The organism is Dictyobacter sp. Z7_2 (assembly GCF_057551105.1).
Genome location: NZ_BAAJPE010000001.1, coordinates 1825493 through 1839689, shown reverse-complemented (window position 1 = coordinate 1839689; position 14197 = coordinate 1825493). Strand labels below are relative to the sequence as shown.

The window sequence follows — 14197 nt, the reverse complement described above, 5'->3', positions numbered from 1 at the left end:
GATTATGATACAAGCATCAACTACAACCTCTCTGCCGCAGACAGAGAGGGCTTATGCGGAAGTGCTTCATTTCGAGCTACCGCCGGAATGTGAAGCCAGTATGCCTCCCGAGGCCCGTGGATTGTCCCGTGATGAGGTACGTCTGATGGTCTCTTATCGCTCAGATGATCGCGTCGTCCATACGCAATTTCGGCAACTGGGCGACTATCTCAGCGAAGGTGACGTGCTGGTTGTGAATACCAGCGGGACGTTAAATGCCGCGCTTGCTGTGACACGCTCTGACGGTATGTTGCTAGAGCTTCATCTCTCGACGCGCCTGCCCTCCAACCTCTGGATTGTCGAGGTGCGTATACCTGATGGGAAAATGACGCGCCCTTATTATGACGCTATTCCTGGCATGACGTTGGCACTGCCCGCAGGTGCCAGTGCAACGCTCCACACCCCCTACGAGGCTCAGGCTGATGTAACGACGCTGCCGGCGCAACCACGGCTCTGGATCGCTACATTGCACCTACCATCAGCCTATCAGGACTATCTTGCCTGCCATGGCTTTCCCATTCGCTATAGCTACGTACAGGAACAGTGGCCTGGCACATATTATCAGTCGGTTTATGTGACAGAAATGGGGAGCGCCGAAATGCCTTCGGCCGGTCGTGCCTTTACTCCGGAGCTGATCACCCAGCTGGTCGCTCGTGGTATCCAGATTGCGCCATTACTGCTCCATACAGGAGTTGCCAGCCTGGAGAAGCATGAACCTCCGTACGAAGAATACTATCGTGTGCCAGCGACGACCGCTCAGATCATCAATGCCGCGCACGCCGATGGTCGGCGCGTGATAGCAGTCGGAACGACCGTCATCCGAGCGTTGGAGACGATCACTGACAACCATAGTCACACGCATCCCGGCGAAGGATGGACACGCATGATCATCACGCCAGAACGTGGCATCCATGCTGTCAACGGACTGCTGACCGGATTGCATGAGCCTCAAGCTACCCATCTGCTGATGCTCGCTGCCCTTGCCAGCCCGGAGCACCTTCAGCTCACCTATCAAGAGGCTTTAAGCTCGGGATACCTCTGGCACGAATTTGGCGACCTGCATCTGATCCTGCCCTGATGCGGTCAGAAGTATCAATCAATGATTGGAATCATGCGGGCCAGATGTGAGAATAAGCAAGGCCTGTTCGAGCCACATACTCACTTGTACACGTGTCAAGATCTGCATTTCATACCAGCGTTCAAAGGGATAATGTGCCAGAAGATCAGTTACCATTTGTTCTCGATCGAATGTGTCCAGGCAAAACTGATCTGAGTGTACCACTGCTCCCAATGAGGTAAATAGAAAGAATCGCGCTTCAATCTCTAGCCTTGACATCCTTCTTCCCACTCTTTTCTTATCAGTGTTTGCCTGTTGAAAACAAGACAAGGTCGCCATGCTCAGTGATTGATTATTCAATAATTGAGTATATAATGAAGTATAAAAGAGAATGCGCTTAAAATCAATCTGCCTATGTATGAGGACCTGTGGGAGATCTATGGATGCAAGAAAATTAATTGACCATGAGCGATTAGCATTTCTCGCTATTGAAAGGTCGTATAGAGAATATAATCTGTCGACTGGTGACGAGACACGGGAAGGTGCGGCGCTCTTAAACGAACTAGAAAAGAAGCTGGCAACTGGCAATGGAGAGTTAAATGAAGAGGATTTTGTGCTCCTGAGAGAGTCTCTGGCATATTATAGTAATGTATTACAGTGCCTGACCGATGATGCGTATCAAAGGTAATCGTTCCAGCTGGGCTTTGTCTGGATGCTTGCTCCAGCTAACAGATATCGTTTGATCGTGAGGTTGAGATAGTGATCCTGCGGACGCTTCGACCAGACTGGAGAAAGCGAGCCCACTAGCGGCATAGGCATTCATCTTCAGGATGAATAACTTTGTGGGTAGAGATGAGAGAAATTAATGAGCTCAGGCAAGTTCTCGCTGATTTAGCATAGCATGAGCTTGCCTGAGCTGCTTGGGGATTACTGTGCACTGATTCTGCGCTTATGCGTGTACCTCTTCTAAGGCGACAAGGTGTCCTGTGCCATTGAGGGTACTCAGATCGATATCGGCAATGCAGCGCACTTTGACGTAATTCAGGGTTAGTGTGCCCTCGATGTGTGCGGTTCCGCTGCCCCGTTCGAAATTGGCCTGACTGAGATCAGTCTTATCGCTATCGACGCGGACTCCCAGGTCTGTACCTCCACGGGTGCCTGTGAACTTGATGAAGACATACTTCATTTCAGTGACACGTTTCTGTAGCTCTTCCAGTGAAGGTTGCGGGCCGCCGACCGTGATAGGATGTTCTCCTTCTGAGAGCCGCTGTACCAATTCATTCATCTTTTCATGCTCCTTTTGCTTACCGCGATCGCTCTTGTGGGCTTGAGAGCTTCTGTCTTTATTTTAAAATAGCAGGGACCTTTGCCTTTATGCGCCGGGTTCCTGGCTTGTATAGGCATAGCGTAGATCTTCTGGGATCGCAAATTTCAAGGTTTGCTGACAAAATTCTTGCCAGGCAGGAGTGACTGTATCGAACAGATTTCCCTGGTTGAGAATAGGGCTCTCGACGACCGTAAAATCATCCCAGAGATAGACAATGGTGTCATCGCTCAATACTGCTCCGTTTTCGGCAGGGCTCTCCTGCCAATCTGGATATTGGCGCATTTCATGGAGTGGATATGCTTTACAATATTTACGCATTAGTCTTCTTCCTCTTGCATTGGCTGGAGCGATAAGGCCACTTATCTTTACGCATTTTGTTCTTGTTCAGCCATCTTTTTGCGCAGGCTCAGCGGGCGCATATCGGTCCAGACTCCCTTGATGTATTCCAGACATTCAGCTTTGGTGCCACTTTTGCCACCATCTGTCCAGCCAAGAGGATTCTCTCGGTCGGCGAGCCAGATGGAATATTGTTCCTCGTGATTGAGGACAACTTTATAGATGCGTGTATCTTCTTGTTCATCGTTGGTTGCCATTGTGGATATCTCCTTACACTGAAATACTATTCTTGTTCTATTCTATCAAAGGCTGTCCATCTTGTGAACGCCAGCGCAGCATTAATTTGGGCCTATAGATTGTGGTTCTTCCCAAAATAATGTATAATCATTATATCTCATAGATTTTCTGATGAGCTCTGCTCCGCGTAGAAAATAACGTTTTGAGCCTCTTTCCCCACTGTAAAGCCGGTTCTTTGTGCTCTCTTACGTTCTTCGCCTTCCATTCTCCATATATGAGTGTCGCAAGCATAAACATAGACAGATGGTATCATTTCGAGCTATCTGCCGCCGTGTGGATCGCTAGTGCTAAGCATGATCAAGCATCAATTATCATTGTAATCACATAAAGTCAGGCGAAAAAAATGGACAACGACACCTACTTAAAGCAAAAAAGAGCCGCTCTAGGACCTGAAGCCTACAACGAATTGGTAAAAGTCCTCGATAGCTACGGAGATAATCGCTGGTGGCTATCTGATGATCCGCGTGTTAGAGCCTATCATCAAACGCTAGATACCAATGGCCCTTTGATTCTCCCCTACAAGCAGTTCATGGTTGATCTTGGCATCTTGTTGGGACGTGAAGTCCAGCTCTACGAGACAAGAGTGAGCAACCGTGTCTTGCTCAAAGAAGAGGCTGAACGTATCTTGTCAGCTCAGGAGCAAAGCATCTTAAGCTGACAAGAGCGTATCCTTGGATGCCTAGTAGCTAATCACGCCTTCTAAGATGTCATCGATACGCTTGAGATCACCTTTCGATAGTTTAATCTCGGTTGAGCGGATATTCTCATCTACCTGTTCGGGTCGCGAGGCTCCGATAATGGCGGATGAGATGTTGGGGCGATGTAGGACCCAGGCCAACGCGAGCTGGCTGAGCTTATAGCCACCTTCATCGGCTAATTTTTGAAGCTCCTGCACGGCTGAGAGAGTCTTATCTGTCAGCAGATGTTGCATGAACATGTTTGTCTGCTTATTGGCGGCTCGTGTTCCGGAGGCCGGTTTCTGACCCGGCTTGTATTTCCCTGTCAGGACTCCCTGGGCCAGTGGTGAGAAGACAATCTGCCCGATACCCTCGCGCTCGCAGAGCGGCACGACTTCGGGCTCGATGTGACGATCGATCATGTTGTACGACGGCTGATGCGATACGATCTTATCGAAATTACGCTCTTGCGCAATATGCGTGGCATCGGCAATATTCGTCGCCGTCCATTCTGACACTCCCACATAGAGAACCTTACCCTGCCTGACCAGATCATCCATCGCCCGTAACGTCTCATCGATAGGCGTCTCGGGATCGTAACGATGGCACTGATACAGATCAATGTAGTCAACCTGTAAACGCTTCAAGCTCGCATTGCACTGCTCCATAATATGCTTCCGCGACAGGCCACGATCATTGGGACCGGTTCCAATCGGGAAAAACACCTTTGTCGCCAAAAAGTAAGAGCTTCGCTCGTAATCCTTCAAGCCCAGGCCGACAGCCTTCTCGGCCTCACCATTATTGTAATTATTTGAGGTATCAAAAAAGTTGATTCCAGACTCATATGCATGATGAATGCAATCGATAGCGATCTGCTCTTCTACCGCATTGCCATAGGTGAGCCAGCTGCCCAGCGCGATTGAACTTACTCGGACACCAGCACGCCCCAAATGACGATACTCCATTGTTTTTGCCTCCATTATGCTTTCTATCAACCAATATTAAAGTGGCTGCTTACTTAGTATACGTTCAATCTAACCTTGAACGCTTCTACTCAAACGCCGCGCCGTGTCCAACCAGCCAGGATGACCCCTGGCACCAGTCATCCAAGCCCGCCCACGTAGCGGCGCGGCTCCGCCGTGCTGTCACTGGACGTACGAAACCGTTCCACATGCAGATGGAAGCAACGCCGACGAGACGATCCACGGTGGGAAGATCTCTCAATGGAACCTCATGGGCGACGTGGTCGTACGAGTCACAGACAGCACGGCGGAGCCGCGCCGCTACTTTTCGGAGGGGGATGGATATACCAGTGCACGAATAGCTGATAGGATCTGCTCTGCATCAACGCGATGATTACTAAGCAGGGCCTGCATGGCGCAACCTTGCGTAATAGCCAGTATTACGGCCATCAATCCGTCGGATGTGACCTGATGAAAGCGTTCTGGTTCGCTATCGATCGCTGCCTGTATGATAGGCAATAGTGTCTGCCTGGAGCTCTCAATCGCGTCCTTGATACGTTTATCGATGGCAGGATCGTGTATAGCGAGTGGCCAATACGAGATAAACAGTCTCAATCTATCTGTCCCTTGCTCATCTTGTGAGAGGTCTTGAAGATCAAGCTGAAGCCATGCGAGCAAACGCTCTACAGGTGGTACATTTTCACTGACTTGCCAGGTCTCAAAGAGCGAATCAAGCAACCAATCTAAGAGTGCTTGCAGTAACAGCTCTTTCGACTTGAAATGGAAGAAGACCAGGCCCGTACTTAATCCAGCCTCGGCGGCAACCAGACGAATGGTCAGTCGCTCCAACCCCTCGTGCGTTGCGACCCGATATGCGGCCAGCACGATTTGCTCCCGTCGTGATTCTTCAGACGCTTTTTTCCCTGGCATAATGACCCTCCTGATGAAAGCGCAGACAGAAATTTCATTGCAAATGTATTGACCCTTTGGTCAATGTAATGTTATACTCCGTATGCATTGATCGTTTGGTCAATATTATGCAGAGCAGGAGCCTTTTGTCAAGAGGACTATTCCCTGTTGGCGTAGGAGTATCCTGCATCTGCTGCTGCGACTTTTTGTAATTCAGGAGAGAACAACAATGGATAGACATATTACACCCCCACCATATTCTGATACTGCTAGCGTGACAGAGGATGCGGCGTTGTTAACGAAGGTTATTGATGCAGTACATGAGGCTGGCACGCGACTGCTTGCGCTCTATTCGCCTGATGCCCGCCCAGGTGATTGGAATGAGATCGCGAATGCAGGACGCCGTAACGAGGAAACATCTCTTGGTGATCTGCAGGCTGCCTTGATGGCGGCCCGCCCCCAGGCGCAATGGGTGGACGATGAGCAGGAGACAATTGGGCTGCCTCCCGGTGAATGGTGGGTAGTTGATGCTGTGGAAGGTAACGTCAATCACGTCCACGGGCTGCCAGAGTGGTGTGTGAGCGCTACCCTTCTCCGAGACAACATCCCTGTTCTGGCCGCAGTGTACCAGCCAATCGGAGACCTGACTTATACAGCAGTGCGTGGAGAAGGGGTCTATCTCAATGGGCAGCCACTCCACACCTCGAACAAGTCCGACCTGGCAGTGGCGATTGTCACCACTGGTCAGGCCGAAGCTGGACAGACAGACACCTATCGGCGTTTCGGTGATGCGGTTATTGCTATGCTGGGCCGTGCCTTGCTTGTTCGTGCGACTGTTCCTTCGACCTTTCCTCTGCTTATGGTTGCTAGCGGCCATTACGATGTCTTCTGGCAATATGAGCCTGTGCTGCCTGGCATTGCCGCCGGGGCCTTATTCATCACGGAAGCAGGAGGTATCGTCAGTGACACTCATGGTCAGCCCTGGCGACCCGGCAGCCCTGACTTCCTTGCTGCTTCACCCAAACTCCACGCCGCTGCTGTAGAGGCTCTTTCAGCGATCGTCTAACATCAGTGAAATAATAGAAGTGTCTGAATACAGCCAATATAGCCAGGCATAAAAATTTTACAGCTGTTACTTTTGGTCGCGATGCTTGCGCTCGGTGCCACTTTCATCGTATGATGTGCTGATTTTTGCTGGTTATGCTTATGTCAAAAGGAAGTATCCAAAGGAGCAATATGAGCGCATCTTATCGCGATCAGCCGATCACATTTCAGGAATGCTGGCTGCAACTCTCTGGTTTGATGGAAAAGGTGCTTGCCACCCAGGTTGAAGCCATCCAGCGGGCCGCACAACTCTGCGCCGACTGCATTGAGCGTGATGGGGTTGTGCATACCTTCGGTTCGGGGCATTCACGTGCCTTCGCCGCTGAACTGGTCCACCGGGCTGGCGGATTAGCGCCAATCAATCGCATCGACTTCGAGGATCTGGCTCTCTATGGCAACTGGCCGTTGGAGCGTGCTCGCAGCCTGGAATGTGAGCGCGATCTGGAAGCAGGCAAAGCGTTGCTCGACTGTCATCAGATCGAGGCGCAGGATATCTTTCTGATTGCCTCGCAATCGGGGGTCAACGCGGCCATCGTCGAATATGCTCACCAGATCAAAAAGCGCGGACACCTGCTAATCGCCCTCACCTCTCTGGAGCATACACAGCGTACTCCATCGCGCCATCCGCTGGGCCAAAAACTCTACGAGCTTGCAGATATCGTTATCGACAACGGCACCGCCAGCGGAGACACTTTGTTGCAGCTTCCGGCGGGAGAACAGATCAGCTCAGCCTCATCGCTCATCGGCGTCCTGATTGCCCAACTGCTCAACACCGAGATAGCTGCTCAACTGCTGGCACGCGGAAAAGAGGTCCCCGCCTTCGTCTCGGATAACATCCAGGGAGGCATTGAGCGCAATTTGACGCTTCAGCGACGCTATGAAAAGCGTGTCCGTTATAAGGGTTAATGTAACTTGTCGCTGTATAAGGATTATAGTGTTGGAAAACATATGAGTGCAGTGCCGGGATGTCTTACGGGCCACTTTGTCTGATGAGACTATGTGAGTGGCAGTTGATCTATGTTTGATCTGTTAGAGAGAGACGTGTGACTATTACTCACATCCAGAGTAGCTAGCCAGGTTGTGATATATTGGGCAATAATATTCTCCATTTTTGCAAATAAGGCGCGACTGGCTTGACCGTAGCTTCTGGCCTCAATGATATGATTCCTGCTTGCTTCAACACGCGCCAGCCCATACATTGCAGATGCTTTCAAATGTTGTGCACCTAAACGTTCAGATTTGCTCAAGACTTCTTGAAATGCTTCCTCTGCTTTCTCAATCTGCTGTTGCTTGAGATGCAATTCACCAATCTCGTTCAATGTCTCGTTGCAGAGCCAGTCGTGCCCAACGCTCTTCGCAAGCTCCAGACTTTCCTGTAAACATTGTTTGGCGTACTTCCACTGCTTCCTTTCACTGGCCAACATGCCCATATTCTGCAAGATGCCGCTTTCGCGCACTATATTTTCTACCCTGAGTGCTAATCTATACGCCTCTTGATAGTGTATTTCTGCTTGCTGATACTGTTTTTGTCTGAATGCCAGCATCCCTAGATTCATCTCGATCGCGCTCACCCGCTGTATATCCTGTATCTTTTGAGCGCAGAGCATGCCTTCTTGATAGTATGCATATGCTTGCTTATAGTCGCCCTTCCACTCGGCCTTCACTCCCAGGTTTTGTAATAATGATCCCATTGCGTGCCAGTCATTAATCTGGCGGGCAAGTTTGAGTCCTTGTAGATAGAAAGCGTTTCCGCGTACTGGCTCAGCTCGATAGTCATCTTCGATTTCTCCCAGGTTCCTCAAAATAAGACTGGCAATGTGATGATCTTCTCGTTTGTATGCAAGTTCCAGCCCTTCTTTCAGATAGCCTTCAGCTCTGAGCCAATCTCCACGACTAAATATAACTTCTCCTATATAGGCAAGCAGCTGGCTGATAAGTTCTTCATTAGCGATCTTGCGAGCTTTGGTGAGTCCATTCTGATAGAACTGTTCGGCCTGGGCTAATTCGCTACGAATATGGGCGATGCTGCCCAGATGAAACCAGTTTCTACTTTCAGCCTCCTCATCGTGAGTTGATAATGTGGCCTGCCAGGCTTGCTTTAGATAAGTCACCGCCAATGTATAGAAGCCTCTCGCTTGCAGAAAAGGGATAAATAAATGTATACCATCATGGAATAATCGTTCCATGCCACGGCGTTGAGCGATCTCAAAGGCTATCAAAATATTTGCATATTCCTGCTCAAGCAGAGTGTGATTAGCTTGATGCTCTCTAAGGAACGTGATGAAAAATAGCACCATCTGTTCTTCCACGTGGGCGATTGAGCTATGCTGTTGTGCATAGTCTGCGATTGTCTGATGTAAGGTATAGCGACCAGGACTGGAACTTTCCAGCAGGCCCATATCGCTGAATTGATCAAGGTCCCGTTCTGATAGGTCACAGACGGCTAGCGCAGCTGCCTCCGAAAAATTATTGGGTTTGGCTGGAAAGATCGAGAGCGCACGAAATCTTTCTTGTGCCTGCGGATCTAATTGCTGCTCGCTCATCTGGATGATTGTTTGTAACGAGAGCGATGTGCCAACCGAAAAGTTCGGTGGATGCTCCGAAGAAGCTTGTGGAGCGGTCAGATGTAACCTTGTATCTGCCTAATGCAATTGCTCAAGTGCCTGACGAATCCTGCGTGGCTGATGGTCATGGGCTTGCACCTGGAGATATTTGCCCATAATGGTGAGCGCCAGTGGTAGTCCTCCTACCAGAGTTGCGAGCTTATGGATTTCATTGGACGTTTCGTTCACTACTGCTGGTACCACTTGTCGCCAAAGAGCAATACTATCAGACTCATTTAACTCTCTTAGGTGTAGTGCCTTCTTGCCTGCAAAGTGTAGCGCCAGAGGTGGAAGACGCGTAGTCACCAGATGAACACATTGCCGCCCTCCAACACGAAAGTCCAGAGCGGTTGTAATGTTCCATGCATCATCCAGAATGAGTAGCATGCGGCGGTTCCCAATGGTGTCCCGAATCAGACTGGCGAGGGTATGCGCGTTCCCCATTTTTGCCGTAGCCATCTCGGAGGAGGCTAAACCAAGTAACGTTCCCCATCTACTGAGCAGGCGAAACCAGTCTGGATGCTGACCGAGACCTGCCCAGAGGATGCCATCGGGGAAAGCATCCACAACTTTTGGATCATGAGCCAGAGCGAGCGTGAGCGCTGTTTTTCCGACGCCAGGTAGTCCATATAAAGCCAGAGATCCCGTGTAGGCCAAAATCTGTTGCCTCAAAAGATGTAGTTCGCTGTCCCGACCAATCAGCGTACCATCTTTAAGCAGAGAAAAGGGGATAGCCGGATCATATATGTGCATTGATTTATCTGGCTGTCTCTGCTCATTCTCAACTTTCCATCTGTTCGCTGTTAAGCTTGTGCTTGGACGCTCCTCAAGCTTATCCTGTTCAATGGTGGTATTCCGGGCAGATGACTGAGCATCGGATGTGAAACCGAGCTCTCGTGCACTTTTGCCGAAGAGTGTGCATAGTTTGGTACGAAAATATACGCTTGGTAGATGATTCCCTTGCTCCCAGCGCTGAATTGTGATAACCGATGTTCCCAATTGTTCCGCCAGATCATGCTGTCGCCAGTTACGATTGATACGTTCCAATCGTAACTGTTCGTTCCATTGAACTGTCATCATGAATCCACCCCTTTTGCTTGTGTATGCTAAATGGATAAATACACCATTTATACCATTTACTTTATCAAAAGGTTTTCATAGCTATTTGTCAGGAATATGAACTATATATAGCTTTAGCGTAATGATATTTTCCCTCTGGATGAAACTGGGCGATGTGCCTGGGTGACTATTACTATAATAGACGTGCCAGATGATATTTTGTTGCGTGCAAATGTTGGCTAAATGATAGGTAATGTTCTTTCTTGCTGAGTGGTTTTTGAGTACTATTGAGACGTGGATGTATGAAGTTGAGGAGCGCGTATAGAGAATAGCCTATACTTGCAAGTCCGCATTTTATAGGAGATAAAAGCGAAATAGCTACAATGCTGAATAAGCGCTTTTTCTGTGACGTCCCGTAAAAATATACCCATCTTTGGGTACTCTACCGAAAGGTAAGGAACTAATGTCAAAAAAGATTATTGTCATCGCTTCTCTTGCTCTGTTGCTGGCAAGCTTTCTGGCCTTTGGAGGCACCAGGGTTGCTTCCGCTCAGACGGCTCATCCAGCGAAAGCCACCATTGCTCTTGGGTGTCAGGACCCATCGGCTGAAGCTGAATTACATGGATTTTTAAGTCACCATTTTTATCAATGTTCAGGTACCTATGCTGTTGCTGACGCCATCTACTTCTTCTACGCGGGAGGCTGGTCTGGATTCTTTGTAACGGCCGATGGTTCCACACACCTCTTCTGTGATGGAAACCGATGGGATATATTTCCTTTTTCACTTACTGTAACGGTCATCTATCTATCGCCTACTAGAGCATCCTGGTGCTAGGGATAGCTGAGGAAGATGATTGCTAACCATCTCTGCATGTAACATTTGGGTTACCTGATCACTAGATATCAAGTAACCCAATTTGTTATATGTGCTCTTCGTGTCGTTATGATCATTTTCATCTACCCTCTATCTGCATCGATAGATATCTGTTAGATCGGCGATTAATATGTAATAAGATAGTCTTTTAAACGCCCTTGAGCAGTTAAACGGGACTATTTTGATTGATGAAATACCTTAATTTGTGGAGCATAAGATGAATCCAAACGATGAAGATGTCTACTCAACCTATGGTCGTCGTCAAATCCTTACATCATTGGGAGCGATTGGACTGGGAACAGTCGCCTTAGCCGCCATCGAATCCGCGCCTGTGCAGGCACAGGGCGAGCATGTTGAACAACACACAGCTCAGAGTGTCACCTATCAAACCGAGAATTCCTGGGGATCGATCACCCAATGGCATCAGGCACCTGATCTCACCTTTGCGCTCAATGATGGCATTATCGGAAATTTAGCCAGTATTAGCTGGCGAGATCAAATGGGTAATTCGGGCAGTATCAGCTTTCAATCAGACGGCAGTAGCTTTTTTGGCTACTATCAGAAGAAGAACGAAGGCCCGATCGCTTACCGGGGCACCAGACGATAGAAGATAAGTCATGACAGATTGCACGTAAGCGTAGCCAGATTACATCGCTACGTTTACGTGGTAATTGAGGTGCCAGGCCACCTCATCGATATTGGACAACGCGCCACTGAGAGATAATTTTAGTCCACCATGGCGGATAATTTCAATACCGGCATCGCCTCTGGCTGTGCTGAGCGACTGCGCTTTGGGCTGTTGTGGATCGGGCATCTGTCGTGGAGTATAGGTGACTCTAAAGACTTCGGGCCAGCGCAAGACATCACAACGTTGCCCAGTCTGCTTGATCAGGCCATACTGATAAATATAGACGCGTTGTTGGCGATGCTCTGCATTAATGATCGGTCGATTGCCCCACTTGGATCGCATCGCGTTAGTATATGCTAATATCAAAGGAGTTATCATTGTTCCAAGAGGAATCAATCCCACATAAAAGGGATGATAGCCAGAAAACAAATCTATCACGGCTGAGGCTGTAGTGACCATTAAGGCCAGGGTGAAGAATACTAGAAAGCCCATAAAAAGGCGAGAAAAACGATAGCGGCGTATATCCTCTTGCGTGTAGATAGTATAATACGCCTTTTCTGGAGTTCCCATCTGATAACTCTCCCCCAACATCATCATTTCATTAGGTTGACCCTCTTCTTGCGAGGATAGCTGTTGGAGCATACAATCGTGGTTTCCTTCCTTGACATAATAATATTCTCGCTTAGGTACACGTGCCAACGCTCTGTATGGATGTGTAGCAAAGCAAGCCACTTTGCAGAGATTGCCAATAAATTAAGTTATGTTTGCCATCTGGATTTTGTATGAAAATTCTGTAATAAAGGATCGCTTATGTCCGCTACTTCGTATATAATTTCAGTAGGAAAATTGATCTTATATCCAGTAAAGGGGCGTATAACGCATGAGTGATTGGAATAAGCATGTCATAGGAGAGTTTCGTGCCCATGGAGGAAAAGTGAGCGGGCGCCTTGCAGGTGCACACTTGCTCCTACTCACCACGACAGGAAAAAAGTCTGGCTTGCCACGCACGACGCCACTCGCATATTTATCTGAAGGAGATCATTTCATTATTAACGGATCGGTACTTGGAGCGCCGAAGCATCCCGACTGGTATCTCAATCTGCTTGCTCATCCCGAGGTCGTGGTTGAGGTAGGTAATCAGACCTTCGATGCCATTGCCACGGTCGCAGAAGGCGCGGAGCGAGAGCGCTTGTGGGCTCTTGCTGTCGAGGGATGGCCCGTGATCGTCGAGCATCAAGCGCAGACGACACGTCAAATACCCCTGATTACCTTGCAACCCAAGTAGTGTCGTAAGCTTGTATACGAGATCCAATAATTGGCATGACTCGTACACAAGCTTATAAGCATTATGAATCTGGCTCGATAGCCTCTGTTGTGTCTGGTACGGTAACGGAACTCTTCTCCCTGGAGATATATTCCATGACTAACCAGTAGATGGCCCCACGCAGCAAATCCCCGCTGAGCCAGGAAAAAGGTGTGATAGTTTGCCGGACCTCTACACGCCAAGAGGAGTATAAATATTTACACATATTATCGCAAGCAGGAAATTCAATGTGATAGAGGAAATTCATGGTTTCTGATTCTCGGTGGAGCAAGAAGGCTGACAATATCCAACCAAGGCAGACTTCAGATACGGGCAATCCACGTACCAGGGATTTCCTCAGAAATAGAGACGATCCAAATGATCCATCAGGACAAAGAATGCGTTTAGAGCATGCGAGTAATTTCTCTGATACGCATAATCAATCGAATAGTGATGTGCTTCGAAACATGGAGACTTTGACTGGAGGTGGCAGACGTGCTGATATTGGCAGCGGAGAAAACTCCTCAGATGAAGAGAGCCGATCCAATTTTTTAGCGAGACCTTCCAGGGCTAGCAGGCGCGATACGTCATATTTAAGAGTCTCCACCGCAGAGATGGATAATCCATCCCTGTTGGCTGAACAAGCATCCACATCCAGGAAGTATCACAGGTTTATGCAGCGTCGTCCAGCGGATTTTGAGGATTTTAAAAATCATTATTCTCCATCTGAATATGATGCAAACGAAATAAGGTTGGCTCAGATCGCTTCGCACAAAGCTTTTGGGGAGAACTGGTGGAACTCAGTTACCTCTGACGAGATTATCGATAAAATAGATAATCTCATCACAAGGTCACGGCCATCGCGATCGGCGAAATTGTCAAAAAAGCAGATTGATCAGATAAATTTTGAGCATCATACATTGGATGTTGCCGTTTTTGATAAAATACCTGCACAAGACCATGTGCATTTTTATGCTCAATTAGATCGTGTGACACAGAATCTCGCGCAGGAGTAAAGGTAG

At 48.6% G+C, this 14197-nt stretch carries 19 protein-coding genes; 9 read left to right on the top strand and 10 right to left on the bottom strand.

Going from position 1 to position 14197, the window contains the following annotated elements:
• The first annotated feature begins 4 nt into the window (after positions 1–4).
• Positions 5–1117 carry an S-adenosylmethionine:tRNA ribosyltransferase-isomerase gene (locus AC27N8_RS07180; protein ID WP_487065419.1) on the top strand — a complete coding sequence of 371 codons (1113 nt, stop codon included), beginning with the start codon at positions 5–7 and terminating at the stop codon, positions 1115–1117.
• A gap of 18 nt (positions 1118–1135) precedes the next feature.
• On the opposite strand, the gene AC27N8_RS07175 is transcribed toward AC27N8_RS07180, so the two are convergent.
• Complete coding sequence (locus tag AC27N8_RS07175; RefSeq protein WP_487065417.1) at positions 1136–1375, bottom strand: hypothetical protein; 240 nt, start codon at positions 1373–1375, stop codon at positions 1136–1138.
• A gap of 160 nt (positions 1376–1535) precedes the next feature.
• Between AC27N8_RS07175 and AC27N8_RS07170 the strand changes: the two genes are divergently transcribed.
• Positions 1536–1784: a hypothetical protein gene (locus AC27N8_RS07170; protein WP_487065415.1), complete on the top strand. Its 249-nt coding sequence runs from the start codon at positions 1536–1538 to the stop codon at positions 1782–1784.
• A gap of 261 nt (positions 1785–2045) precedes the next feature.
• Here AC27N8_RS07170 and AC27N8_RS07165 read toward each other — a convergent pair whose 3' ends face one another.
• The 3 genes from AC27N8_RS07165 to AC27N8_RS07155 form a co-directional block, all read right to left on the bottom strand.
• Positions 2046–2381, bottom strand: a complete 336-nt coding sequence (locus tag AC27N8_RS07165) for an MbtH domain protein (RefSeq protein ID WP_487065413.1) — start codon at positions 2379–2381, stop codon at positions 2046–2048.
• A gap of 87 nt (positions 2382–2468) precedes the next feature.
• On the bottom strand, positions 2469–2741 hold the full coding sequence (locus tag AC27N8_RS07160; protein WP_487065411.1) for a hypothetical protein: 273 nt from the start codon (positions 2739–2741) through the stop codon (positions 2469–2471).
• A 47-nt stretch (positions 2742–2788) separates the two neighbouring features.
• The gene (locus AC27N8_RS07155) at positions 2789–3016 is read right to left on the bottom strand and encodes an MbtH family protein (RefSeq protein ID WP_487065409.1); all 228 of its coding nucleotides are present in this window, start codon (positions 3014–3016) and stop codon (positions 2789–2791) included.
• Between the two features lie 383 nt (positions 3017–3399).
• Between AC27N8_RS07155 and AC27N8_RS07150 the strand changes: the two genes are divergently transcribed.
• Entirely contained in the window at positions 3400–3714 is a 315-nt protein-coding gene (locus AC27N8_RS07150) for a hypothetical protein (RefSeq protein ID WP_487065407.1), read from the top strand.
• 21 nt (positions 3715–3735) lie between these two features.
• On the opposite strand, the gene AC27N8_RS07145 is transcribed toward AC27N8_RS07150, so the two are convergent.
• The 3 genes from AC27N8_RS07145 to AC27N8_RS07135 all read right to left on the bottom strand — a co-directional run bounded on the left by AC27N8_RS07145 (position 3736) and on the right by AC27N8_RS07135 (position 5625).
• Positions 3736–4698: an aldo/keto reductase family protein gene (locus AC27N8_RS07145; protein WP_487065405.1), complete on the bottom strand. Its 963-nt coding sequence runs from the start codon at positions 4696–4698 to the stop codon at positions 3736–3738.
• A gap of 85 nt (positions 4699–4783) precedes the next feature.
• A complete protein-coding gene (locus tag AC27N8_RS07140) occupies positions 4784–4957 on the bottom strand; it encodes a hypothetical protein (protein ID WP_487065403.1) in 174 nt (57 codons plus the stop codon).
• Between the two features lie 59 nt (positions 4958–5016).
• Positions 5017–5625, bottom strand: a complete 609-nt coding sequence (locus AC27N8_RS07135; protein WP_487065401.1) for a TetR/AcrR family transcriptional regulator — start codon at positions 5623–5625, stop codon at positions 5017–5019.
• Between the two features lie 208 nt (positions 5626–5833).
• Between AC27N8_RS07135 and AC27N8_RS07130 the strand changes: the two genes are divergently transcribed.
• Both AC27N8_RS07130 and AC27N8_RS07125 read left to right on the top strand, forming a co-directional pair.
• Entirely contained in the window at positions 5834–6670 is an 837-nt protein-coding gene (locus AC27N8_RS07130; protein ID WP_487065399.1) for an inositol monophosphatase family protein, read from the top strand.
• A 170-nt stretch (positions 6671–6840) separates the two neighbouring features.
• Positions 6841–7614 (top strand): sugar isomerase domain-containing protein, encoded by a 774-nt coding sequence (locus AC27N8_RS07125; protein ID WP_487065397.1) that lies wholly within the window; start codon positions 6841–6843, stop codon positions 7612–7614.
• Between the two features lie 89 nt (positions 7615–7703).
• Here the strand turns inward: AC27N8_RS07125 and AC27N8_RS07120 are convergent, their stop codons facing one another.
• Both AC27N8_RS07120 and AC27N8_RS07115 read right to left on the bottom strand, forming a co-directional pair.
• Entirely contained in the window at positions 7704–9251 is a 1548-nt protein-coding gene (locus tag AC27N8_RS07120; RefSeq protein WP_487065395.1) for a tetratricopeptide repeat protein, read from the bottom strand.
• A 99-nt stretch (positions 9252–9350) separates the two neighbouring features.
• Positions 9351–10391 (bottom strand): NB-ARC domain-containing protein, encoded by a 1041-nt coding sequence (locus AC27N8_RS07115; RefSeq protein WP_487065393.1) that lies wholly within the window; start codon positions 10389–10391, stop codon positions 9351–9353.
• A 442-nt stretch (positions 10392–10833) separates the two neighbouring features.
• Between AC27N8_RS07115 and AC27N8_RS07110 the strand changes: the two genes are divergently transcribed.
• Both AC27N8_RS07110 and AC27N8_RS07105 read left to right on the top strand, forming a co-directional pair.
• The gene (locus AC27N8_RS07110) at positions 10834–11205 is read left to right on the top strand and encodes a hypothetical protein (protein WP_487065391.1); all 372 of its coding nucleotides are present in this window, start codon (positions 10834–10836) and stop codon (positions 11203–11205) included.
• Positions 11206–11461: 256 nt separating this feature from the next.
• Positions 11462–11851 (top strand): hypothetical protein, encoded by a 390-nt coding sequence (locus AC27N8_RS07105; protein ID WP_487065389.1) that lies wholly within the window; start codon positions 11462–11464, stop codon positions 11849–11851.
• 39 nt (positions 11852–11890) lie between these two features.
• Here the strand turns inward: AC27N8_RS07105 and AC27N8_RS07100 are convergent, their stop codons facing one another.
• Positions 11891–12514: a hypothetical protein gene (locus AC27N8_RS07100; RefSeq protein WP_487065387.1), complete on the bottom strand. Its 624-nt coding sequence runs from the start codon at positions 12512–12514 to the stop codon at positions 11891–11893.
• A gap of 238 nt (positions 12515–12752) precedes the next feature.
• Between AC27N8_RS07100 and AC27N8_RS07095 the strand changes: the two genes are divergently transcribed.
• Both AC27N8_RS07095 and AC27N8_RS07090 read left to right on the top strand, forming a co-directional pair.
• A complete protein-coding gene (locus AC27N8_RS07095; protein ID WP_487065385.1) occupies positions 12753–13157 on the top strand; it encodes a nitroreductase family deazaflavin-dependent oxidoreductase in 405 nt (134 codons plus the stop codon).
• A gap of 284 nt (positions 13158–13441) precedes the next feature.
• Entirely contained in the window at positions 13442–14191 is a 750-nt protein-coding gene (locus AC27N8_RS07090) for a hypothetical protein (RefSeq protein ID WP_487065383.1), read from the top strand.
• Positions 14192–14197: the final 6 nt, after the last annotated feature.

Coding starts and splice junctions, on each gene's coding strand:
- AC27N8_RS07180 (WP_487065419.1), top strand. CDS start 5: ATGATACAAGCATCAACTACAACCTCTCTGCCGCAGACAGAGAGGGCT.
- AC27N8_RS07175 (WP_487065417.1), bottom strand. CDS start 1,375: ATGTCAAGGCTAGAGATTGAAGCGCGATTCTTTCTATTTACCTCATTG.
- AC27N8_RS07170 (WP_487065415.1), top strand. CDS start 1,536: ATGGATGCAAGAAAATTAATTGACCATGAGCGATTAGCATTTCTCGCT.
- AC27N8_RS07165 (WP_487065413.1), bottom strand. CDS start 2,381: ATGAATGAATTGGTACAGCGGCTCTCAGAAGGAGAACATCCTATCACG.
- AC27N8_RS07160 (WP_487065411.1), bottom strand. CDS start 2,741: ATGCGTAAATATTGTAAAGCATATCCACTCCATGAAATGCGCCAATAT.
- AC27N8_RS07155 (WP_487065409.1), bottom strand. CDS start 3,016: ATGGCAACCAACGATGAACAAGAAGATACACGCATCTATAAAGTTGTC.
- AC27N8_RS07150 (WP_487065407.1), top strand. CDS start 3,400: ATGGACAACGACACCTACTTAAAGCAAAAAAGAGCCGCTCTAGGACCT.
- AC27N8_RS07145 (WP_487065405.1), bottom strand. CDS start 4,698: ATGGAGTATCGTCATTTGGGGCGTGCTGGTGTCCGAGTAAGTTCAATC.
- AC27N8_RS07135 (WP_487065401.1), bottom strand. CDS start 5,625: ATGCCAGGGAAAAAAGCGTCTGAAGAATCACGACGGGAGCAAATCGTG.
- AC27N8_RS07130 (WP_487065399.1), top strand. CDS start 5,834: ATGGATAGACATATTACACCCCCACCATATTCTGATACTGCTAGCGTG.
- AC27N8_RS07125 (WP_487065397.1), top strand. CDS start 6,841: ATGAGCGCATCTTATCGCGATCAGCCGATCACATTTCAGGAATGCTGG.
- AC27N8_RS07120 (WP_487065395.1), bottom strand. CDS start 9,251: ATGAGCGAGCAGCAATTAGATCCGCAGGCACAAGAAAGATTTCGTGCG.
- AC27N8_RS07115 (WP_487065393.1), bottom strand. CDS start 10,391: ATGATGACAGTTCAATGGAACGAACAGTTACGATTGGAACGTATCAAT.
- AC27N8_RS07110 (WP_487065391.1), top strand. CDS start 10,834: ATGTCAAAAAAGATTATTGTCATCGCTTCTCTTGCTCTGTTGCTGGCA.
- AC27N8_RS07105 (WP_487065389.1), top strand. CDS start 11,462: ATGAATCCAAACGATGAAGATGTCTACTCAACCTATGGTCGTCGTCAA.
- AC27N8_RS07100 (WP_487065387.1), bottom strand. CDS start 12,514: ATGCTCCAACAGCTATCCTCGCAAGAAGAGGGTCAACCTAATGAAATG.
- AC27N8_RS07095 (WP_487065385.1), top strand. CDS start 12,753: ATGAGTGATTGGAATAAGCATGTCATAGGAGAGTTTCGTGCCCATGGA.
- AC27N8_RS07090 (WP_487065383.1), top strand. CDS start 13,442: ATGGTTTCTGATTCTCGGTGGAGCAAGAAGGCTGACAATATCCAACCA.